This window comes from Variovorax boronicumulans, from assembly GCF_030812215.1.
GTDB lineage: Bacteria > Pseudomonadota > Gammaproteobacteria > Burkholderiales > Burkholderiaceae_C > Variovorax > Variovorax boronicumulans_C.
Window position 1 is genome coordinate 12,515 of sequence record NZ_JAUSSG010000007.1, and the last position, 23,242, is coordinate 35,756.

A 23,242-nucleotide genomic window follows, 5' to 3' on the forward strand; every position below is an offset into this window, starting at 1 on the left:
GAAACCTGAATAATCTTTCATCTGCCGCCATATCTATCCGGATCGGCGCCGAATTTAAGCTCCACCTCGTTCTGTAACCAACCGAGGTGAATTATTTTTAAATCGTTGACAAGCGCCGCCGTGCTTTCCCTGCTTTTCATTGGCGGCGCGCACGCCAAGGGCCTGCCGAAAACGCCCGCGGAGGTTTCGCAAGCCTTCGAACATCATTTCAATGCGTCGGATCTAGACGGCCTGGCAAAGCTTTACGGTCCGCGCAGCATTTTTGTTCCTGCGCCGGGCGTCAAATTGCAGGACCCCACCCAAATTCGTGACGCGCTGAAGCAATTCACTGCTTCCAGGGTTCCGATCAAGCTCACGGTTCGCCAGGTCTACGAAGCCGGCAATACCGCGCTGGTGGTATTCGACTGGGCCATGAAGGGCACCGGGGTAGATGGCAAGCCGGTCGACATGTCCGGTACAGGAGCCGATGTCATGACCCGTCAAAAAGACGGCAACTGGCTCTACGCCATTGATAACCCCTTCGGCGTGACGCAGCCCCAAAAATAATCAGATCATTAAGCGGGGGCGGCCATGTCGCCTTCTGCCAGCTTGAAGGAATTAGATCGATGATGAAATGCGACCCCGTCACAGGCGCCTGCCTGCTGTCTGATTTGGACGAAAAGGCTGCAGCCCCTTTGCAGAAAATTCGCAGCGATCTGGTGGTCCGTTACATCGGCGATCCGATGTGCTCGTGGTGCTGGGGAATTTCTCCCGCCGTCCGTGAAGTGGCGGATTTTTGCGAAGCCGAAGGCATCGAATTCTCGATGACGATGGGCGGATTGCGCGCCGGCGGCGGCGACCCGTGGAGCAGCGCCTTCAAGGAATTTTTGCGCAATGAATGGCAGCATATTGCGCAAGCCACAGGTCAGCCCTTTGGATATACCTTGTTGGATGCACCAAATTTCACTTACGACACTGAGCCTGCGTGCCGAGCGGTCGTGGCCGTGCAATTGCTACAGGAAAGAAAAAAACTCAAGTCTTTCACAGCGCTGAATTTCTTTGCCGCGACGCAGCGCAATTTCTATGTCGACGGAAAAGACCCCAAGGTCGTTCATTTTTACAAGGGAATATGCGAAAGCCTTGATCTGGATTTCGATGAATTTCGCGGTATTTTCGAGTCGCCGGAAGCCAGGCAGGCTGTGGGACGGGAATTTGTTCAATGCCGTCAATGGGGTGTTCGATCTTTCCCGACCTTGCTGCTGGAGCGAAATCAGGTCAGGTCAACGCTTGCGGTCGGATTTGTGAAAGCGGAGAAAGTGCTGTCGCGCCTGCGGCAGGCCGTTGCGTACTGATTTTGAAAAATCCGCTCCGAAGAATTGAAAAATTCTCAAGTGTCCATGCACAAGAGAAATGCTGAAATTGAAAAAAGGAAATATATGCCAGTCGAAAAAACTCTTTATGTTGCCCACGCACATGCCACCGGTGGTCGCGAGGGCCGTGTCCGTACCGATGACGGCGTGCTGGACGCGCTGCTCACCATGCCCCGCGAATTGGGTGGTAACGGCGCCGTGGGCACAAACCCTGAGCAACTGTTTGCCGCAGGTTATTCGGCTTGTTTTCTCGGGGCGCTGAATTTCGTGGCTAGCCAGCAAAAGATCAAGCTCTCCCCCGAAAGCAGCGTCGAAGGAAGCGTGGGCATTGGCCCGATTCCTACCGGCTTCGGCATTGAAGTGGAACTCGAGATTTCCCTTCCCAGCTTGGAACGCGGCGTTGCAGACGATCTAGTGAAAAAGGCGCATGTCGTTTGCCCATATTCCAATGCGACGCGCGGAAATATCAATGTCACGCTTAAGCTAATCTGATAAAGCAATGCCTTCGCTTGGTTGAATTTTTATTGAAATTGTCATGGCCTGCATTCTTCAAGTTGATTTTTCTTATTCTGGCCCTTGGGGAGAGGAAATGACCGAGGCGATGCAAGGCCTCGCACAGTCTATTGCCAAAGAGCCCGGTCTTGTCTGGAAGATATGGACGTTGAACAAGTCCACCAACGAAGCCGGGGGAATTTATCTATTCAAGGAGATGGCGAGTGCGAAGGCTTATTTATCAATGCATACCGAGCGGCTCAAGAAGGTTGGAATCCTCTTCGTGAATGGCAAGGTGTTTGCGGTAAATGGGGCACTGACCAAGATCAATCGTGGGCCCATCCACGAAATTTGAAGATCAAGGTTTTTGGATCCCGAATCCTCGAAGGTAAAGATCAGAAGGCGGCATCAGGATTCCCATGAATGGCGTGATTAATCACGCCATTTTTATTTTCTCTTTTTTTAAAATCGGTGCGTACCCGATTTCAATTTAATAAAATATGGACATTGTTCGGCTAAGCAAAATTGCATTTGTCGCGGCCATTGGTTTTTTTGCTTCGATGACCGTTTGGGGAAATATCGATGACTACCAATCGAGGTTTTCTTTGGCTCGCCATGTTCTTTTTATGGAAACCATGTTCCCCTTTTCTGAAATGGAGCGCCGGGCGATAGAGATTCCCAGATGGAATCACGTAATTTATATTTCAATCATTGCTGTGAAAGCATTGGTTGCGGCAATTTGTTGGTTTGGTGCATTCAAAATGCTTTGCCACGTTGGAACCGCCAAGCAGAATTTCAATGAATCGAAGCAATGGGCGGTTGGCGGGCTTGCGCTAGGCTTCATTGTCTGGCTGGTTGAATTGATTGCTGCGGCCAGAGAATTCTTCGGGATGCGAATTCATAAGAGCTGGAGCGAGATGGATTTGGCGATTTTGTTTTGCGTAACCACCATTGCCGTGCTTATCTTCATTTCCATGGTAGACGAGGAGCGAGATCCCTGGTAAAGAGGATGCGAAGCTTTGGGCAAAAATAGGTCTTCAGAGAAAGAGTTAATTATTGCGCAGCTCATCAATCAACTGAATTGAATGCCCTGACGCGTGGCGCAGGAGTGTCGACTTATTTTTCTTGGGTTTGTGGATCTGCCGCAGATTGCGTAGGGGTGCGGATAAAAAATTGGACTGGATTTATGCCGTAAGTCCAAGACTCTCTCGGTACTCGATGGGGCTGAGAGAGCCCAGGGAGATCTTGATCCGTTGTTCGTTGTACCAACGGATGCAGGAGTCCACGGCCTGTACGAACTGCTCGCTAGATGGACTGCCAATTGCGAGGATAGAACAGCTCGGTTTTCAACCGACCGAAGAAGCCTTCGCATGCCGCGTTATCAGGCGAGTACCCCTTGCGCGATATTGAGCGAATGCGCTTCGCATCAGCGATGCGCGAGAGCCAGCCTGGCCAGCGATAGTGGGCACCGCGATTGGAGTGAACGACGGGCCGGTCTTCGGTATCGACCACCGTCTCGATGGCCGCATCCAGCATCGTGTTGACGAGTTCGGCGTCCGGGCGCGTACCGAGCGACCAGCTGGCGACCATGCCGTTGAAGCAGTCGATCATGGGAGACAGATACAACTTGCCAGCTGGAATCTGGAACTCCGTGATGTCAGTGAGCCACTTCTCGTTGGGCGCGGCAGCCCGGAAGTCTCGGTTGAGAAGGTTGTCTGGCGCCGGACTGATCTCTCCCAGGTATGAGCCATACCTGCGGCCGCTTCGGTTTGGCAACGACCAAGCTCTCTTGTTTCATCAGCCGCTGCACGACCTTCTCCGAGATACTCGCGCGCTGCCTGGCCAGCGAAGCCGGCAGCCGGCGGTAGCCATAGCAACGGTGGTTGCTCGAAGATGTCGGTGAGGGTTCGATGCACCTCGGCGTACTTGTCCGCAGCATCGAGCCGGGCTCGATGGTAGAAGTAGAAACTGTGTGCCAGGCCCACTTCGTCGAACAGTTCCACGAGGGTGTATGTCTGCCTCAGGGCGGCATCAATCAGCACGTCTTCTCCCGATTGGTCAGGAGTTGCTGGTCGATGCCCAGGTCTTTTTTTAGGATTTCATTCGCCTTCTTCAAGAGGTCTTGTTCGAGCTGCAATCATCGGATGTCGCGTCGCAGGGCTTCGAGCTGGCGCTCCAGCTCCTTCCGTTCCGGGCCTGGCGGTAGATCATGTTGGCGCTTCATGGATGCTGGAACCTCACGGCCGAGTAGCTGGTTCTTCCAGTTGTACAACGTTGGCCTGCACACGCCCAGCTCTTGGGCCACGGCTTGTGCACTCTCCTGCCGCCTGCACAACGCGATGACAGCTGCCTGTTTCATCGCGGGCGGCCTCGCTATTTCGTTGGATCGGCCGACGACACGAATGTGCAGCTCGGGGTGTGATTCGTGGATCCAGGAACGCAGCGAATCGCGTCCCGGATAGCCCAACGCCTTGATGGTGAATGCGATGCAGTTCCCGTGATCAAGGTGGTGCCTGACAGCCACCTCCTTCTGCTCCTGAGAATACTTGGGCTTCGAGCGCGTATAGCCCCTTGGCAAGTCGAACCGCCGCTCGTACTCGCGGTGTCAGCCCTTCAACGCATTCTTGATCGTGCACCCCAATTGACGAATGGTCGCCCTGACGCGTTTGCCGAGCTTGATGTACAGCTCGACCGCTCGAATTCTGTCTTCGTATGAATACACGAACTACCTCCTGGTAGTCTAAGTTTTTTTCCGCATCCCCACTGGCTCAGAGTTGGATCGGCGCGGAAAGATCAGACCTTCCAGTCGGGCAGCAGCGTGTTCGATGGCAGCGTCTCGTCGAGTAGCTTGTGTGAGGTCTCGACGCCTGCGACCGGAAGCAGCTTGGCATCGAGCAGGCCCACTTGCACCAGCACGCTCGCCTGGTCCCAATAGATATGTTCGTGATAGAGCTTGTCGCCGCGGAACTTGATCACGGCGAGCAGGGGTACTTGCACTTTCTTGCCAGTGGGTGCAATGCCGGGCAGCATCCACGGAATCTCGGTGGTGTGGGTGAAGCTGAACAGCGTTTCGTCGACCACCTGCGTGGCGCCGACAGTACGCGAGATTGGCACCAGGGTAGTGTCGGGCGGGTTGCTGTGGACGAAATGGTTGCTGTAGAAGCGGTGCAGATCCTTGTAGCCCACGCCGCCGGTCATCGTCGGGATGTGGTTGACGTAGGGTTCGGGAACCATGGTGGACATGGTGTCTTCGACGTTGCGGGTGCTGAATTCGTATTCGCAGTGTTTGTCCCACAGGGCCGCCAAGTCGTAATGTGGCCCCATCGCGCCCTTGAGCGCTGCAATGGTGCGCTCGTGCGCCAAAAGCGCTGAAGGTTTGTGGAAATGTTCGCCACCCAGGCGCGCGAACGCGTGGTCCATGCCCTGGTAGACGTGCAGCGAAACATGAGGACGGCCCTGCAGCGTTTGCATGATCTTGGTGCGGGCTTCGGGCGCACAGAACTTGTCGAGCTGTGCAATGTGCAGCAGCAGTGGGTTGCGGATGTTGTGGGCCTCGCCGAGCGCGGCGTCGATGCCCACGCCGTAGTACCCCACGCACACGTCGGCGTCGGTTCGGCAGGCGGCCAGATAGGCGAGCTTGCCGCCCAGACAGAAGCCCAGCACGCCGACTTTTCCTCCGGTCACTTCAGCGCGGCCGCGCAAGGTGGCGATGGCTGTCTGGATGTCTTGCATGCCCTTCGCCTCGTCAAAACCCTGGAAGAAGCTGAAGGCCCGTTGCCAGTCGGCTTCGCTGTAGCCCAGCTCGACGTTGGGCTCCTGGCGCCAGAAGAGGTCGGGTGCAAGCACCACGTAGCCTTCTTCGGCGTAGTAGTCGGCGACCTCGCGCATGGTGCTGTTGACGCCGAAGATCTCCTGTGCGAGCACCAGGCCGGGGCCGCTGCCGCTGCGGGGGAGTGCAAGGTAACCGCGAAACCTGCCGCTGCCGTCCGCGGCCTTCATGTCGATGTACTGAGCTGCCATTTTCGATTCTCTCCAAGGTGAGTGAGGGCGACGCAATCGGCGTCGCTCTTAAACTTTACATTTATATAGTTTAGATGTAAAGTAATTTCAATGGCGCGAAAGTTGCCCGCAATTTTTCCCATCAATGCAACGCGGATCCCATAGAGATGAAACGTGTCGAACAACGGTTGCAGGCCCCTGCCGCAGCGCCGCGCGGCATTCCAAGTCTGCGAGGACAAGACCACACCGGCATCACCGTCCCCGATCTGACGGCGGCGATTCGTTTCTTCGTCGATGTGGTGGGATGCGAGCTGGTCACCACTTTTGGGCCGCTCCGCGACGACAGCGGAGGTTTCATGGCCGACACGCTCAATGTGCATCCGCGCACGGTGATCGCACAGATTGCCTTGCTGCGCTGCGGCATGGGCTCGAACATCGAACTTTTCGAGTACAGCGCACCCGACCAGCGCAAGGAGCCGCCGAAGAACAGCGACATCGGCGGCCACCACCTTGCCTTCTACGTCGACGACATCGACACCGCCGTGGCCTACCTCAAGGCCCAAGGCGTCAGGGTGCTGGCCGGCCCGCTGCCTGTCACCGAAGGTCCTACCGCCGGCCAGACGATCAACTATTTCCTGGCGCCCTGGGGCTTGCAGCTCGAGCTGATCAGCTACCCACGCGGCATGGCCTACGAGGCCACGGCACGCACCGTGCTTTGGTCACCCAGGGCGCCCGAGAAATAGGGTTGCAACTACGGCAGCAATCGGTGACAAAGGCACGACGTAAAGGAATTTACTTCCAGCCGAGGGTGACGTGATGCGAGCACATGGAGAGTGACCCTAGACTCTGCAACCTTTCTCGGCGAGTTGTATGAATCAGAAGATCCGGATTGCGCAAGTAGTCGCGTTGGCTCTTATTTTCCTAGGGGCCCTTGCGGCCTTTCTTTTCTGGGTCGCCAACGGGCGTGCCAAAGAGCGCGCGAGCCATCGCGAAGCGTTGTGCCGCCCTTGCTGCACTGGCGAGGCCAGGCAAGAAAAAACCCGCACAAGGCGGGCACAGATCGATCCACGAGAAGCGACTTAGAAAAGCTTCACAGGGCCGTGGTCATCGCAATGATCGCCGTGCGAATGATGAAGGTGACCGTCAACCAGATAGTCGATGTGATCGCCATGGGGAACGGCTTCGTGGCCGCAGTTGGGTCCGTGAGCATGGCCCGCCTCATGCCCGGCGCAGCGATGGTTTGGCGTGCACTGGTTGGGATTTTGGGCGGTTACTTCGAGCGTGTGTTCATCCACGTGGCCTTCATGCAGGTGGTGCAGATGGCCGTCGTGCAAGTAGTCGACGTGGTCACCATGGGCAATGGCGGTGTGGCCGCACGACGGCCCGTGCTGGTGAGAATGTTCGCCGGAGTGTTGTGAGCAGATGGTCATTTGGTTTCCCTGTCTAAGTTTGGTGCGCCCGCAGAATCGTGCGCAGGGGAGATTGAAAACCATGAAGCTGCTTCAGAGTCAAGTGGCTATTTCAATCACCAGTAGTTTCGCTGTCTGGACTCATGGTCAATGCCTGCGATAGAAGGGTGAAACACAAGTCGTCGATGGCCGGGTATTCGTGGGTTAAGCACATGATCGTTAGCAACGCTCTTTTCCGCACGAAGGCCGCTTCGCAATTGTTGGCGAATCAGCTTGGTTGCACAGTCAGCGAAGTGGTATTGAGCCTAAGCTTCAATCAATCGGTCGTCTTTGACGTGAAGGGAATCGTTGCAGAAAGACTCAAAGCGGCAGGCGCCCGGTGGGCTTTGTCGGGCAAGGCGTTGACGTTTCCCTCTTGGTCGAGGCTGGAGTCGGTGCTCGCGGCCATCCTCAAGGAGGTCGGTTAGGTTTCAAGAAGCTTGCCCGAAGGGCACAAGCACACAAAAAAATGCCTTCCGAAGAAGGCCAAACTGCCAGGATGGGAGGGTATGAACAGAATCCCGGCAGAGAGACAACCTGATTCAAGGAGGGCGCGTGGGCACTCGAGGTTGAAAGCCGATCATCTCCGAGTAGAGGGTCACTCAAGAATCTCTGCCGTCGTATCCGTGTCGCTTTTCACGGAGCTTGCTGATGGCTCAGTGGAAGAGGGGCAATGTCCTGCCCCGGCCTCCGCTTCCATCATCAAGGCCTTCTTCATCGCCCGGGTTTGATATGTGCCGTTGATGATGAGGCGCACGATGCTCGGATGTGCTCGAAACTCTTGAGCGATCTGACCCCAGGGCATTCCTGTGCGCGCCGCAGCGCGAATCGCCATCAAGATTTCCGGCGTCAGTCGGTGAACGCGCTCAGCACTTGGCGTCGTGCTATTGGGTGGAAAAGCGGGCGATGGCCGATTCAATATGACATGCAAGGCGCGTGCGACCCTCGTGTCATAGGTGCCCTCGACCACCTTGACCAGCGTTGCGCGCGTCATGCCCGTGCGCTCCTTCCATTGCGGCCATAACTCGGTGACCGTGGCGCCTTTGTCATAGCGCTTCATCGCGTCCTGCATCGCCTCAAATCGGCGAGCAAACCTGTCTCTGCGCCTGGCCTGATCCGCCGCGAGCCATGCGGCCCTCACTGCGGAAGGGGAGGCTGCAGTAATCGAAGATACGGGGTCCTTGGACATGTTCAGTATCTGAAAGATGCGCGCGAAATGTAGCGCCGAAAAAGGGCCGCCAGCAAGCAGTCTTTAGGTCGCTTTTCTTGCCGATGCGGATAGCTGCGGTCCGTTAGTTTCTGCCTGTTCGAGGCTTGCCAATTCGAAGAAAGCTTTCTGTGGATTGGACGGATAGAACGCCTCTCATGATCAAGCGAATGCTCCCGTACAGGGGAATCATCAGAAGGGATCGCTATGTCTGTATTCGGCGGCGCAGTCCATCCCGCCCTCGGAGCCTTTCGTCCCAGGTGGGGTTCGCCCATTGACATTGCGCGCTTCAATCCAGTGCGATCCCGAGCCGTAGGTGCGGCAGGCGATACCCACGAGCATCCTGAGGCGGCTCCAATGCCAGTGTGTCGCACTGCGCCACTCTCCTTCACGAGGTATCAGGCTGCCTTCCAGATGCACGACGTTGGCGTGCCAGGCAAGACGTATTTCCTTGATTCGGTGAGGCATGAGACAAGAAGAACATGTGAGATGGCGATAGGGATCGACACTGAACCTCGAAAAGGCTCAGGACGCGTGATCCAGATCGGAGAGATTCAATACTTAGAAAGCGTTCTTGCTCGACATTCAGGTATTGCCGCATTCGCGCGTTTGATTGACTCGTTCATGAGCGCAAGCCCTTTGTCGGTCGCGTACTTGCCATCGCTGCCTGGTGTGCTCATTTCATCGAGATCTGCAGCGGTAAGGCCCTTGGCACCTGCGCTATGGACGCAGGTGCAATAGTCGTAGCCCTCGCTGACCTTGACCTCCTTGAGTCCAGGCATCGAAGGCAGCATCCTGACGCACATAGGCAGAGAGCGCTCCATGTACGCAAATCGTCTCACCTCGTCGGGAGTCGGCGCAGGCCTCGACTCAATTTCCTTGACGGCTGCCGCCATCTCTAAAGAAGTCAGTTTGGGTGCGGTGGGCTGAGCGCAACCAGCCAGTACGACCGTGGCGAGCGCCAAGCTTGAAATCAATCTCATGCATTTTTCCTCAGGATTTCGAAGAGTGCTCGGCTAGCTCTGCACTAAGCAGGCTCAAATCGGGCGGCTCATAACACTCGAAACCATCGCGGGGGGATCGAATTTTATTGCAATCAGGTTGCGTAATAAAAGACCGGCAGCCGAATGGCCGATGACCGGGGCGTAGTTCTATCCCCGTTCGGCATTCAAGTTGGCGGAAGTTCGAATATGCCGCTTACATACCTGCATGTTTGCCAATAACGTAGGAATCACTTAGTTGGCGTGACTTTCCACACATCGCGGACGTCAATTCCAAAAAAGAGAATCCGTCGGAGCGCAGGAGTGCGTTGCGGGCTGAAAGGTGGCCCCAGGAGTTGAGGGGGAAAGTCACTTAAGGCTCCCTGTGGAAATGGTGGCAGGCAAGCCACGTCCGATGAATGCCAGTACAACTTAAATGCTCACAGATTGATCGTGTGATGTGAAATTTGTGGCGCGTGACGTGTGAATCTGTACGCGTTAAACCTTGTTGACATTTGCTGCGCGGAGGTCCTCGGACAATCCCAGTCCACTCATGCCGTTATCGGTGGCCCAGCATGCTGCCCCCGCGCCGCGCTTGGCTGTCACGTTGCGCGATCCCAGGGGAAAAAAGAAACATGAACAAGTCGCTTTATAGAGTCGTCTTCAACCGTGCGCGCGGTATCCGCATGGTGGTGCAAGAAACGGCGGCAAGCGACGAGAAGGTAGGCAACAAGACAACGGATGAGCTGGCAACGAGGGTGTCCGTTCTGACGAGGCGGATCGGTGCGGCGAGCGTTAATGAAAAGCGTGCTGAGTTGGATGAAAACTTCTGAGGCAAAGAATTGCACGACGTAGATGTTGCTGGTGCTTCGAATGCAACTGCGGAAAGTCAGCGGCAGTCCCCAAAAAATGTGTATCCAGCACTGGCCGCGTTGTGCGCGCTGGCGCGCTTTCACCAGATCGCAGCCGATGCTTCGCTGCTTTCGCATCAACTGGGCCTGACACCTTCCGAGCCCCTCGACACCGCCACGCTGCTGCGCGCAGCCAAGCACCTGGGCCTGAAGGCCAAGTCCTCTCGCACCACCCCTGAGCGCCTCGCCCTGACGCCGCTGCCCGCTCTGGCGGTGCTTCGTGGGGAAGATGGCATCGAGCGCTTCGTCATCCTCGCCCAATGCGACGCCCAGCGTGTTCTCTTGCAAGACCCTTCGGCATCGAACGCTCGTCCCGTCATCGAACCCCTGGACGTCTTCGCTGCTCATTGGACCGGCGAACTCATCCTCATCACCAGCCGCGCCAGCCTCGCGGGCGAACTCGCCAAGTTCGATTTTTCCTGGTTCATCCCCAGCCTCGTCAAGCACCGAAAGCTGCTGGGCGAAGTGCTCTTCATCTCCTTCATCCTGCAACTCTTCGCGCTGGTCAGCCCGCTGTTCTTCCAGGTCGTGATGGACAAGGTGCTCGTGCACCGCGGGGTGACCACGCTCGACGTGCTCGTCATCGGCCTTGTGGTCGTCGTCATCTTCGAGTCGCTGCTCAATGGCCTGCGCAGCTACGTCTTCAGCCACACCACCAACCGCATCGACGTCGAACTCGGCGCGCGTCTGTTCCGCCACCTCGTGCAACTGCCACTGGCCTACTTCCAGGCAAGACGCGTCGGTGACTCGGTCGCCCGCGTGCGCGAGCTCGAGAACATCCGCAATTTCCTCACCGGCAACGCGCTGACGGTGCTGCTCGACGTGGTCTTCTCCATCGTCTTCGTGGCCGTCATGCTGTTCTACAGCGTGCCCCTGACGCTGATCGTGCTCGTGAGCATGCCGCTGTACTTCGGTCTGAGCCTGGCTGTCGTGCCCATCCTGCGTCGGCGCCTGGACGAGAAGTTCGCGCGCGGTGCCGAGAACCAGTCCATGCTGGTGGAGACTGTCAGCGCCATCCAGACCGTCAAAGCCACCGCGCTTGAACCCGCCTTCGGGCGGCGCTGGGACAACCAACTCGCCGCCTATGTCTCGGCCAGTTTCCGGACCCAGAACCTTGCCAGTTGGGCGCACGAAGGCGTCAACCTGATCGGCAAGCTCGTCAATGCCGCCACCCTCTGGTACGGCGCGCACCTGGTCATGAGCAACGACCTCACCGTGGGCCAGTTCGTCGCCTTCAACATGTTCGCGCAGCGTGTGAGCCAGCCCATCATGCGCATGGCGCAGCTGTGGACCGACTTCCAGCAGACCGGAATCTCCATGGCCCGTCTCGGCGACATCCTCAACACCCGCACCGAGGTGGCGCCGAGCACCGCTGCGCAACTGCCCGCCCTCAAGGGCCGCGTCACACTGGACAACCTCACCTTCCGCTACCGCCCCGAAGCAGCCCCCGTGCTCAACGGCGTCAGCCTGGACGTGCGCCCCGGCGAAGTCATCGGCATCGTCGGGCGCTCGGGCTCCGGCAAGAGCACCCTCACGAAACTGATTCAACGCCTGTACACCCCCGAGCAAGGCCGATTGCTGGTCGACGGCATTGACATCAGCCTGATCGACGCGGCACAGCTCAGAAGACAGGTGGGCGTGGTGCTGCAGGAGAACACGCTCTTCAACCGCAGCGTGCGCGAGAACATCGCCGTCGTCGATCCGGCGGCGCCGCTCGACGCCGTGATCCACGCGGCCCAGCTGGCCGGTGCGCACGAGTTCATCAGCGAACTGCCCGAGGGCTACGACACCATGGTCGGCGAGCAGGGGGCGAGCCTCTCGGGCGGGCAGCGCCAGCGCATCGCCATCGCGCGAGCGCTCTTCACCCACCCGCGCATCCTGATCTTCGACGAGGCCACCAGCGCGCTGGACTACGAGAGCGAGGCCATCGTGCAGCGCAACATGGCACACATCTGCAAGGGACGCACCGTCTTCATCATTGCCCACCGGCTGAGCGCCGTGCGGCGGGCCAACCGCATCATCGTGATGGACAAAGGGAGGATCGTTGAAGGCGGCACGCACGAGACGCTGCTCGCTAAGCCCAAGGGCATCTATGCCCACCTGTGGGCGATGCAGGACGGCGGGCTTCCGACCGAAGGGGCGGCAGCGGGCACGGGTGTAGGCGTAGGCACAGGGGGCGCGGTATGACCACGGATGTCTCCACCACGGCACCTGCGGCCAACGCACCCAGCGTTCGCCATCCAGTCTTCGAGTTGCTCGGCCGCTACCGCGCGATCTTCAAGGCCGCCTGGAAGCACCGCCATGAACTGGCCGGACCGAGGCGGCTGTCCGATGAAGCAGCCTTCCTCCCGGCGGCCCTGAGCCTGCAGGACACCCCTGTCCACCCAGCACCCAGACGGCTGGCCTACGCGCTGATTGCGCTGTTCCTCATTGCCTTGACCTGGTCCATCTTCGGGCAGATCGACATCGTGGCGGTGGCGCCCGGGAAGATCATCGTGAGCGAGCGCACCAAGATCATCCAGCCGCTGGAGGTGAGCGTGGTCAAGCGGGTGCTGGTGAGGGACGGGGACCATGTCGAGGCTGGGCAGGCGCTGGTCGAGCTAGACCCCACGACCGCGAATGCCGACAAGACCAGCATCGATGAGCAACTGAAGTCGATGCAGTCTGAAGTGCTGCGCACACGGGCGTTGCTGCAGGCGCTGAACTCGCCGGCCTCAGCCCGCACCCCGGAGCTGGGCAAGAGCATTCCCACCGGCTGGACGGATGTCGACATCGCCGCGACCCAGGCCCAACTAAGCGACGAGTGGAGCGACATCACGGCCAAGCTAGCCAAGGCGGCATCCGAGATCAACCGACGCCAGGCCGAGATAGCGACCGTGCGCGAGATGGTCAACAAGCTTGAGACGACAGTGCCGATCGCCAAGCAGCGAGAAGCCGATTTCCATCAGCTCGCCAATCAGGGCTTCATGTCGAGCCATGCGAACCAGGACCGGACGCGGGAGCGCATCGAAATGGAGCGTGACCTCGCCACGCAACGCGCGAGATTGGCCGAAGCCAATGCGACGCTAAGGGAAAGCGAGAGCACCCGGGCCGCCTACATCGCCGAGACCAAGCACAGCCTGCGAACGAGGGAGGCAGCGGCCGAACTCAAGCGCCAGCAAGGCATGCAGGACCTGGCCAAGGCCGGTCAGCGGGAGCGGCTGACCACGCTCAAGGCGCCGGTGGCAGGCACGGTGCAGCAGTTGGCCGCGCACACCGACGGCGGGGTGGTCACGGAAGCTCAGCCGCTGATGGTGATCGTGCCCGACGGTGCCCAGGTGACGGCAGAAGTGACGCTGGACAACAAGGACATCGGCTTCGTCAACACCAGCCAGGAAGCCACGATCAAGTTGGAGACGTTCCCGTACACGCGCTATGGGACGGTCAACGCGATTGTGAAGACGGTGACGGCGGATGCGGTCAATGACGAGAAGCGCGGGGCGATCTTTCCGGTGACGCTGAACTTGAGCTCAACCACCATCGATGTGGATGGTCGGCCGATCAAGTTGAGCCCAGGGATGAATCTCACGGCTGAGATCAAGACAGGCAAGCGGCGGGTTATTGAATTCCTGCTCAGCCCCATTCAAAAAGCTACCGGCGAAAGCTTACGGGAGCGGTAAAGGTCCAGGAACTCCTATCTATGAGTGGTGGTGCCTTCATTTTTGTCGAGATAATTGGAAAAATAAATGAAAAAGATTTTGCTATTCTTTTTATTTTCTATTTTGGGATGCGCTCAAAAAGTAGAGCCAAAAATAAATTATTTAAATGACGAGAAAATAATCTCTCGATCAGCGAGGGTAAATCGTATAGAGCATGAGCCAAGAGCGGGCGAGAACTTTGGGTTGCCTAGAGATCAAGCTGTCAGGGAAATTGATCCGCAAACGCGTAAATTTTTGGATGGTGTTTTGGAAATATATAGGCAGCCGGTATTGATCGGAAATAGAAGAGTTGTTTTGAAAATGCTCGGAATGAAAATGACGGAGCGAACTTATTTTCCAACCGAGGGTCGGCTGCGTCCCGGATTTCGCGAGGATTTATCTCCTCATGGGGACTTGGCGAGCTCCGGATGGAGTGGATACCTTTACTACAGGAGTGCCGATCGGCAGAAGGACGCCTGGGAAATGAGAATTGATTTAAGAATTCGTCAAGAAGATAAGGCGTGCATAAATAGTCGCGCCGTAGAGGGTTACATGGACGAGGTTTACTGGAGACCTAGTTTTTCGCTAACCGCCCATCAGCCTTTTTGGAGTCCTGAGTATTGGGACAGACATGGGGTGTTTGGAGGAATTTGGGCTCTCCCTTTAAATTCAACAGGTCCGGGTCTCAGACTTTCTTTTGTTGAAGGCTGCTTGGTGCAAATTGGTATTACAGGTCGATTTTCCTTGGGAGAGATGAGCGATGACGAATTTTACAATTGATAGCAAGTTTTTTGAAGCCATAAGGGAGGCCAAAGGGGTAAATCTTGTTGAGTTGGAGAAATTGGTCAGTGCGGCCAATAAAAATCCAATTCTCAATGAGCTAATGTCGCTGGCGCAAAGTAGAGGTGATGTTGTTTTTCGATTTCCGAATGATGAAGAGTTGAAAAATCCATCGTTGAAAAACGCTGGAGCGTGGTTTAATTATGCGGATATTCGTCGAGATGATGGAAAATATTCACTGGTAATTCGTCCCGATAAGTTGATCGGGCCGTATGCCGGGTTCGGAAAAACATCAGCTGCTGAGTTGGCGCATGAGCTAAAGCACTATTCAAACGTAAAAATTCTAGAAGGTGCGAGAGCATTAGTCGACAATTCCCCATCGGATCCTCGCAATATTCCAGCTCTGACGCCGGATTCTCGTTACACAGAAGTTATTCGGCGACGTATGCAGGAGGAAGCCAGCGCGTGGTATACGGAAATTCGCGCACTGCGGGCGGAGTATGGCGCGGGCAACCCGAATGCCGCTCTGCCAGATTATTTGCTGAACAATGTTCAGAAGCTTCTCTTAATTGAAGAAGAGAAGCTTATTGCCAAAGGCTTTTCAGGAGACGCCTTGGCATCTCAGATGGCTGTGGCAGGCGCTTCTGTCGTTTCAAAAAATGCAGGGTATTGGGAAAGATACACAACCGACCTTGCACATCTCAAGGTTTCGAATCCGGCGGCAATTCGCCAAAAACTGGCCTATCGCTTGGAAGATACTCCGACTGCGGTCGCTGATTGGCAGGCCGTAAAGGAGGTGACTGGCGTCGAAATTTTTTCGATTCAATATCGAGATGGCTCGCGAATTCAAGAGATGCGAAATCCGAACCTCTCTGTTGAGACGCTGCGATTTGATGCTGCCGGTCGGGTGTCCGAGCGCACTACTGTGACAGCCAACGAAGACGGCAGCAGGACGGTGCTGACGGAGAGTGGGAATGGGGATGTGCTTTCTAGCAACCGTATTCAGATTTTCGACGATGGAAGCTCAATTGCTCGCGGTGTTGATTTCATCAACCGCGCAGTAACGGAAACGACGACGGCCAGTGATGGCAGTGTTCATCGCAGTACGCCCATTCAATTTGGTCAGACCGCCAATGGAACGGAGATCAATACAGTCAGCTTGAGCACGATCACCACAGCGCCGGCGCCCAGCAGGACGCCCACGCCCGATGGCACCAGCCTGGGGCCGAGTGCGACCAACAACAGCCTGGTTTCCTCTGGCAGCTACGCCGTTGGCATTGCCAAGAACTTCTGGAACGTGAACACCGCCAGGGGCAATCAGGCTGTGATCGGGTACGCGATCACCGACGGTCTTCGCCCGGGAAACAGCAATTTCGGCCTCAATATCAATGCATCCAGTGGCCAGGGTCTTCCGATCGCTCGCAGCGGCGCCATTGGTAATACCGACCCAGCCGCAGGACCGGTCGATTACGGCCTCTTCGGTAGCAGCCTGAACAACGCCTCCAGTTTCAATTTCAACCTCCTCCCCGCCGATCCACTGGTACTGGACCTGAACGGTGATGGCGTCAAGCTCACCGACTACGGCACATCGCCCGTCCTCTTTGACGCAGACAACGACGGCGGCTCGCTGGAGCAAACCGGCTGGGTCAGTGCGCAGGACGGCATCGTCGTGCATGACCTCAATGGCGACGGCAAGATCAACAACATCCGCGAGACGCTGAGCGAGTACTACAACGGCGTGGCGGGTTCCAACGGCGTTGCCGGCACCAAGCCGTATGCGAACGGCTTCGCGGCGCTCAAGAGCCTCGACAGCAACGGCGACAACCAGTTCACCGCCAAAGACGCGGCCTGGAACAACCTGCGTGTGTGGGTCGATGCCAATCACGATGGCAAGACCGATGCGGGAGAACTCAAGACCTTCGCTAACCTGGGCATCACGGCCATCAACTTGGCGGCTGTCGCGCAAAGCGGCGAGGTGCGCGACGGCAACGAAGTCTTGGCCCGGGGCACTTTCATGCAGAACGGCGTCAGCCGCGAAGCCATTGCGGCCAACTTCCTCGCCAACCCCGCCGGCAGCACCGTCACACAAACCAGCAGCGGCGTCACTGTTGTCACCGAGAACGCTGCCGGTGGCGCGGGTGCGACGACCGCCTATGTGTCGAAGAACACCAATGCCACCGTCAACGAGACCCTCGGTGCGACCTCTCTCAAGGCACGCAACCTGACGGGTGGTGCAGGCAATGACGTGCTGACGGGCGACGCAAGCAACAACTGGCTGGCTGGCGGCACGGGTGCCGACACTCTTCTCGGCGGCGTTGGGGACGACGTGTTGCTGTTCGATGCGGCAGACAAACGCGTGGACGGCGGCGATGGCTTCGACATCGCCCAGGTTGTGGGGGCCCAGGGCGTCTCGCTCAACTTGAGCCAGAGCAACGTCGAGATGGCTGTCGGCGGCATCGGAAACGATGTCTTCGTGGGAGGCGGCCGCTCCACTGTGGTTGTGCGCGGCGGAGCAGGGGACGACGTGATCATCGGCGGAGCCGCCAACGACGTACTGTCCGGCGAGGATGGCGACGACACCCTAGATGGCGGTGCGGGCAACGATCTGATTCGCGGCCATCGTGGGCGTGACCAACTGCTTGGCGGTGCTGGTGACGACGTGCTCGACGGCGGGCTAGAGGACGACAGCCTGAAGGGCGGGGCGGGCAATGACGTGCTCATTGGTGGACGGGGCGATGACAACCTGAACGGCGGCGACGGCATCGATGTTGCCCAATACGCCGGAAGCTACGCCGACTACCGCATCACCAAGCTCGACAGTGCAAACGGAAATGCCCGCTACCGCGTAGTCGATACACGCACTGGCCAGGACGGGGCAGACACGTTGACCGGCATCGAGAAGCTCAGCTTCGCCGATGTCAGCCGCGTTGACTTGGGCATTGGCAGCCCGCTGCCAGTTAAGGACGTTCTGAGCGTCAATTCGAAGGGGCAGGCGTTGAGCCGAACCGCTGCGCATCTACTGTCCAAAAGCCAACTGTTGCTCAACGACCGCGATTGGGACAGCAGCATCGACCAGCTCAAGATCACCGAGGTTCTGGACGCGAAGGGTGGCACCGCCGCGCTCACGGCCAGCGGCGATGTGCTATTCACACCCGACGCGAGCTATACCGGAACGATGGGCTTCAAGTACAAGGTGAAAGACGCCCAGGGCAATTTCACGGAGGTGAGCAACAGTGCTACCGGCCAGACGGAACCGATGAAGGCGGCCGTCTACCTGAGAACCGCCGACCTGCCGAGTGACCCGCTGGCGGTGGAGCAGTGGTACCTGAGCGATGTCAATGTCTTGCCCGTATGGAAGGACTACACGGGCAAGGGCGTCAAGATTGGCCAGTTCGAGCCGGGCGGCGCGTTCAGCGCGGGGCCCGAGGTGTTCGACTACCGTCATGCCGATCTTCAGCCAAATGCGGACAAGGCTTGGCTCAACACGCTGGACGCGAATGGCAGAAACGACACGCCGCAAACCTTCAGCAGCCATGCCACGATGGTGGCCGGGGTCATGGTTGCGGCTCGCAATGGCGAGGGCGGCGTCGGCGTGGCTTACAACGCGACGCTTGCGGGTCATTACATCCAGGGCGAAGGTCTGGAAGTCGGCAAGCTTGGTCAGGAAATCGCCAACGCGCTGGCCAAATTCAAGAATTTCGACGTGGTCAACAATTCGTGGGGCGCGTCCTCAAGCTTCGGGTTGAACGTGGTGCCAACGGGCGCCCTTGAGACCGGAATTCGTGAGGCCATCGCGCGAGGCCGAAACGGGTTGGGCACGGCCATCGTGATGGCTGGCGGTAACGACCGCGCGACGGGTGCCAATACGAACTACAACGCACTCACTGCCAATCGAGCCGTGATCGTTACGGGAAGCATCAATGCGCCGAGCGATCTGGGCACCCTGCAACTGGGGAGCAAGCCTTTCAGCAATCCGGGCGCGTCCATTCTGGTTTCGGCACCCGGTAGCAATATCGATTCGACCAGTCGTGAACTCATTGCGGACAACGGCTCGACCTTTGGAGGCAACTACAGCACGAGTCAGGGCACCAGCTTCGCTGCCCCAATCGTGTCAGGGGTCATTGCCCTGATGCTCGAAGCCAACCCCGCACTGGGCTACCGCGACATCCAGGCCATCCTGGCGATGACGGCCACGAAGGTGAACGATCCCAACGGAACTGACTGGGTCACGAATGGCGCGAAGACCTGGAATGGTGGAGGCATGCATGTCAGCCACGACTATGGCTTCGGCAAGGTCGATGCGCGCGCGGCGGTGCGAATGGCCGAAACCTGGACCGAACAGAACACCTATGCCAACGAGTTCGTCACGGCCGCATCCAGCGGCGCTCTGAGCGCGGCGATTCCCGATGGCACCGGCATGGTGACGCGCACGCTCGCCATGGGAGCGGGCGTGGAGGTCGAGAGCGCGCAAGTCACGCTCGAACTGGATCATCAGCGCTGGGGCGATCTGATCATCAAACTGATCTCGCCGGGAGGAACCGAAAGCATTCTGGTCAACCGGCCCGACAAGGCGCCGGGTAGCGCCGCCACCGATTTGGGTAACTCGTCGTCGGGTCCATTGAGCTTCAGCTTCAATACCACCCATGTGCTGGGAGAGCAAAGTGCGGGCAATTGGACACTGCAAGTCATCGATGCAGCAACAGGGAAGGCTGGAGCGCTCAAGAGTTGGAAGCTGGATTTGTACGGCAAGAAGGCCGACACCAACGATGCGTATATCTACACCGATGAGTTCGGCGGCAAAGACCGGTTCATCGGCAGCACCCGAATACCCGATGTTCAGTTGCCAAGCACATTGATGGACAGCAACGGCGGAACGGACACGATCAACGCCAGTGCGGTGACAGGGAACAGCACGATCAACCTGCTCAACGGCAGCACCAGCACGATCGCGGGCAGATCATTAAATATCATGATCGGCGACATCGAGGTCGCGATTGGCGGCGATGGCAACGATACCTTGACAGGGAACGGCCTGAACAACGTGCTGGTGGGGGGGCGTGGAGCGGACGTTGTCAGCGGAGGCGGCGGCAACGATACGCTGGACGGTGGGAGGGGCAACGACGTACTCACGGGTGGAGAGGGCAGCGATCTTTTTGTCATCAGCAAGGACGCCGGAGCCCAAGATGTGATCGTCGATTTCGGAACGGGTAACAACGCAGCGGCTCCGGAAACCATTGCGTTGGTGGGCTTTGGCAAGTTGAATTTCGCCTCGCTCGCTCGCACCCAGGTGGGGGCCGACGTCCGGTTGGACCTGGGAGATGGTCAAAGCGTTTTGGTGCGCAATCGCCTGGTGGCTCAACTTGGTTCGGCGCAGTTGCAGTTCTTCGCGTCTCAGGCTGCGCTGCAGGCATGGCAGCAGGCTGGTCAGGGCTCGTCTAGCGGCACCAGCAGCAATGCCGTGCCCGAGGGTACTGCGGGCGATGATCTGCTGATCGGAGGTGATGGCAACGACACCTTGCTGGGCAACGCAGGCAACGACAGGTTGCTGGGCGGTGCAGGGGTGGACACGCTGGATGGCGGGGCTGGAGACGACGTCGTGGTACTGGACGGCGATCAAGGTCGGATTTCGTACTCGACGGGGCTGCCTGGGACGGGCGTGCGGACAGGCGGAGCTGGCGCAGACCGCTTCGTGGTCGCACCTGATGGCGGTGGTTCGCCGTCAATGGGCTTCTTCAGCAACGAGATTGGCACCAGCAATCTGATCTCGGACTTTGAGTTGACGGTAGACAAGATCGACCTGAGCCAGTTTGCCTGGATCAAGGATTTCAGTCAGCTCAAGATCAACAAGGCGCTGAACATCAACGGCAAGTTCATCACGCGCGTCCTGGCTCAGACTCCGGAAGGGGCGACGGTCTCGGTCGGACTTTCTGCCATCGAACCGACGGCGCTGAATGCCGCTCACTTCATCTTCGCGGGCAGTGCGGGCGCAACACCCTTGCCGGTGTCGAAGGTGAGTGCAGTCACGGTGGCCGGCGCGGCGCCTCTGGGGATCACCACTTCCCTGATTGCCAAGGCGGTGCAACCTTTACCTATCGTGGGCACCGGCAACAACGATGTTCTGACGGGAAATGCGGGCGCCAATACGATCAACGGAATGGCAGGCGCTGACAGCATGATTGGGCGCACCGGCGACGACACCTATATCGTCGACAACATAGGCGACAAGGTCAGCGAGTTGCCCGGCGGCGGCTATGACACGGTGCAATCCAGCGTAAGTTATCAGTTGGCAGACGATGTGGAGGCATTGCTGCTCGCTGGAGCCGCGAATCTCAATGCCACTGGCAACGGACAACGCAACCGCTTGGTCGGAAACGCAGGCAACAACCGCTTGGATGGCGGTGCGGAGGCCGACAGCATGGCGGGCGGAGCGGGCAACGATACCTATGTCGTGGAAAACCAGTTGGATGCGCTCCACGAAGACATCAATGCCGGAATTGACACGGTCCATTCTTCCGTTTCGTGGACGCTCGGCAGCAATCTGGAGAACCTCACTTTGACCGGCGTGCATGACCTCAACGCGACCGGCAACGAGCTTGCGAATCTCTTGACGGGAAATGCCGGCAACAACATCCTGGATGGCGCGCAAGGGGCCGACAAAATGGCCGGCGGTGCAGGCAACGATACCTACTACATCGATTCGACCGCCGACAGCGTGACGGAGGCTGCGAGCGAGGGACTCGATACGCTGTATGCCAGCGTCAACGTGACTCTCAGTGCCAATGTCGAAAACGCGGTTCTGTTCGGTGCTGCTACTTCGGCCACCGGCAACGCACTGGACAACACGCTGATTGGGAACAGCCTGGCCAATGTGCTGCTGGGCGGGGACGGCAACGACACCCTGGATGGCGGCACCGGCGCAGATGCAATGAATGGCGGAGCGGGTGACGATGTCTACTTCGTTGACAACGCGGGAGACACCATCACCGAACTAGCCGCCGGGGGACGGGATAAGGTCGTCACCGGGGTGACGGTCAATTTGACGACGCTGGGCGCGGGTCAACTTGAAGATGCCGTGATCGCTGGCGCATCCAATCTAAATCTCACCGGCAACGCATTGGACAACGTATTGACGGGCAATTCCGGCAACAACACGCTCAACGGCGGTGCCGGCAATGACACGCTGATCGGCGGCGCCGGCAATGACACCCTTGATGGCGCAACCGGCGTGGATACGATGACCGGAGGCACTGGCAGCGACGTCTATTACGTGGACAACATCGCCGATGTTGTGGCTGAGTTGCTCAACGAAGGCATCGACACGGTGGCCACCAACATCAGCTACACGTTGGGCGCGAACGTCGAGAACCTGACCATCAATACCACAGCCGCAGTGAACGGCACGGGCAACACGTTGAACAATGTCATCAGCATTGGTGCAGGAGACAACGTCGTGAACGGCCTGGGGGGCATCGATACCGCTTCGTACCGTCTTGCGACTTCGGCCGTGACCGTGAGCCTGGCAGTCGCGACGGCGCAGGCCACGGGTGGCTCCGGCAGCGATACGCTGCTCAACATCGAGAACCTGACGGGCAGCGCTTACAACGACAAGCTGACCGGCGACGCCAAGGCCAATGTCCTCGATGGCGGTGCAGGTGCAGACACGCTGATCGGCGGCGCGGGCAACGACACTTATGTGGTCGATGTTGGGGGCGACGTCGTCACCGAACTGACCAATGGGGGAACAGACCTTGTGCAAAGCGGTATCACCTACACGTTGTCGGCCAATGTGGAGAACCTCATCTTGACTGGCGCCGCAGCCATCAACGGCACTGGCAACGCCTCGGACAATGTGCTCACGGGAAACGCCGCCAGCAACACCCTGAGCGGTGGTGCCGGCAATGACACACTCATTGGCGGTGCGGGGGCAGACATTCTGACGGGCGGTGCAGGCAACGACATCTACCGGCTGGATCGAGGTTTTGGCCGCGATACGGTCGTGGAGAACGATGCAACCGCGAGCAATGCCGACGTGGCGCTTTTCGGCGCCGACATTGCTCCTGAGCAGTTGTGGTTCAGACAAGTGGGCAACGACCTGGAGGTCAGCGTGATTGGCGGCTCAGACCAATTCTTAATCGACGACTGGTATCTCGGAAACCGGTATCACGTCGAGCAGTTCAAGACCAGCGGTGGCAAGACTTTGCTGGACAGCCAGGTGCAGAACCTCGTACAGGCGATGGCCGGTTTTGCGCCGCCAGCAGCAGGGCAAACAACGTTGCCAGCGAACTATCAGAGCAGCTTGAGTTCCATCATTGCCGCCAATTGGCGCTGAGTTGGGATTGAGTACGAGATGAGGTGTACCGCTTGACTGCATCTGCGATGCGTCTCATCGGCGTGCGCGG

General features: G+C 58.2%; 16 protein-coding genes and 1 pseudogene. 13 read left to right on the forward strand and 4 right to left on the reverse strand.

The window, feature by feature from the left end; translation table 11 throughout:
• Window positions 1–120: 120 nt before the first annotated feature.
• From J2W23_RS18870 to J2W23_RS18890, 5 genes are all read left to right on the forward strand, one after another.
• A complete protein-coding gene (locus J2W23_RS18870) occupies window positions 121–546 on the forward strand; it encodes a YybH family protein (RefSeq protein ID WP_307649820.1) in 426 nt (141 codons plus the stop codon).
• Between the two features lie 59 nt (window positions 547–605).
• The gene (locus J2W23_RS18875; protein ID WP_307649821.1) at window positions 606–1,331 is read left to right on the forward strand and encodes a DsbA family protein; all 726 of its coding nucleotides are present in this window, start codon (window positions 606–608) and stop codon (window positions 1,329–1,331) included.
• Window positions 1,332–1,415: 84 nt separating this feature from the next.
• Window positions 1,416–1,841: an organic hydroperoxide resistance protein gene (locus J2W23_RS18880; RefSeq protein WP_307650069.1), complete on the forward strand. Its 426-nt coding sequence runs from the start codon at window positions 1,416–1,418 to the stop codon at window positions 1,839–1,841.
• Window positions 1,842–1,884: 43 nt separating this feature from the next.
• Complete coding sequence (locus J2W23_RS18885; protein WP_307649822.1) at window positions 1,885–2,196, forward strand: monooxygenase; 312 nt, start codon at window positions 1,885–1,887, stop codon at window positions 2,194–2,196.
• A 145-nt stretch (window positions 2,197–2,341) separates the two neighbouring features.
• Window positions 2,342–2,845, forward strand: coding sequence for a DUF2165 domain-containing protein (locus J2W23_RS18890; protein ID WP_307649823.1), 504 nt, complete (start codon window positions 2,342–2,344; stop codon window positions 2,843–2,845).
• Between the two features lie 180 nt (window positions 2,846–3,025).
• Here the strand turns inward: J2W23_RS18890 and J2W23_RS18895 are convergent.
• Together J2W23_RS18895 and J2W23_RS18900 are read right to left on the reverse strand one after the other, a co-directional pair.
• A pseudogene (locus J2W23_RS18895) lies at window positions 3,026–4,563 on the reverse strand (IS3 family transposase).
• Window positions 4,564–4,634: 71 nt separating this feature from the next.
• Window positions 4,635–5,861 (reverse strand): dienelactone hydrolase family protein, encoded by a 1,227-nt coding sequence (locus tag J2W23_RS18900; protein WP_307649824.1) that lies wholly within the window; start codon window positions 5,859–5,861, stop codon window positions 4,635–4,637.
• Window positions 5,862–6,007: 146 nt separating this feature from the next.
• Here J2W23_RS18900 and J2W23_RS18905 point away from each other — a divergent pair, with 146 nt between their 5' ends.
• The 3 genes from J2W23_RS18905 (at window position 6,008) to J2W23_RS18915 (ending at window position 7,716) form a co-directional block, all read left to right on the forward strand.
• Complete coding sequence (locus tag J2W23_RS18905; protein ID WP_307649825.1) at window positions 6,008–6,583, forward strand: VOC family protein; 576 nt, start codon at window positions 6,008–6,010, stop codon at window positions 6,581–6,583.
• 384 nt (window positions 6,584–6,967) lie between these two features.
• On the forward strand, window positions 6,968–7,258 hold the full coding sequence (locus tag J2W23_RS18910) for a hypothetical protein (RefSeq protein ID WP_307649826.1): 291 nt from the start codon (window positions 6,968–6,970) through the stop codon (window positions 7,256–7,258).
• Window positions 7,259–7,416: 158 nt separating this feature from the next.
• Entirely contained in the window at window positions 7,417–7,716 is a 300-nt protein-coding gene (locus J2W23_RS18915) for a hypothetical protein (protein ID WP_307649827.1), read from the forward strand.
• 170 nt (window positions 7,717–7,886) lie between these two features.
• Here J2W23_RS18915 and J2W23_RS18920 read toward each other — a convergent pair whose 3' ends face one another.
• Both J2W23_RS18920 and J2W23_RS18925 read right to left on the reverse strand, forming a co-directional pair.
• Window positions 7,887–8,348, reverse strand: coding sequence for a hypothetical protein (locus J2W23_RS18920; RefSeq protein WP_307649828.1), 462 nt, complete (start codon window positions 8,346–8,348; stop codon window positions 7,887–7,889).
• Window positions 8,349–9,049: 701 nt separating this feature from the next.
• On the reverse strand, window positions 9,050–9,478 hold the full coding sequence (locus tag J2W23_RS18925) for a hypothetical protein (RefSeq protein WP_307649829.1): 429 nt from the start codon (window positions 9,476–9,478) through the stop codon (window positions 9,050–9,052).
• Between the two features lie 632 nt (window positions 9,479–10,110).
• On the opposite strand from J2W23_RS18925, the gene J2W23_RS18930 reads away from it, so the two are divergent.
• From J2W23_RS18930 to J2W23_RS18950, 5 genes are all read left to right on the forward strand, one after another.
• Window positions 10,111–10,308, forward strand: a complete 198-nt coding sequence (locus J2W23_RS18930) for an ESPR-type extended signal peptide-containing protein (RefSeq protein ID WP_307649830.1) — start codon at window positions 10,111–10,113, stop codon at window positions 10,306–10,308.
• Window positions 10,309–10,386: 78 nt separating this feature from the next.
• The gene (locus tag J2W23_RS18935) at window positions 10,387–12,573 is read left to right on the forward strand and encodes a type I secretion system permease/ATPase (RefSeq protein ID WP_307649831.1); all 2,187 of its coding nucleotides are present in this window, start codon (window positions 10,387–10,389) and stop codon (window positions 12,571–12,573) included.
• The gene (locus J2W23_RS18940) at window positions 12,570–14,045 is read left to right on the forward strand and encodes an HlyD family type I secretion periplasmic adaptor subunit (protein ID WP_307649832.1); all 1,476 of its coding nucleotides are present in this window, start codon (window positions 12,570–12,572) and stop codon (window positions 14,043–14,045) included. Before J2W23_RS18935 ends, J2W23_RS18940 begins: the two co-directional genes overlap by 4 nt.
• 66 nt (window positions 14,046–14,111) lie before the next feature.
• The gene (locus J2W23_RS18945; RefSeq protein WP_307649833.1) at window positions 14,112–14,843 is read left to right on the forward strand and encodes a hypothetical protein; all 732 of its coding nucleotides are present in this window, start codon (window positions 14,112–14,114) and stop codon (window positions 14,841–14,843) included.
• On the forward strand, window positions 14,824–23,172 hold the full coding sequence (locus tag J2W23_RS18950; RefSeq protein ID WP_307649834.1) for a S8 family serine peptidase: 8,349 nt from the start codon (window positions 14,824–14,826) through the stop codon (window positions 23,170–23,172). Before J2W23_RS18945 ends, J2W23_RS18950 begins: the two co-directional genes overlap by 20 nt.
• The last annotated feature ends 70 nt before the right edge of the window (window positions 23,173–23,242 follow it).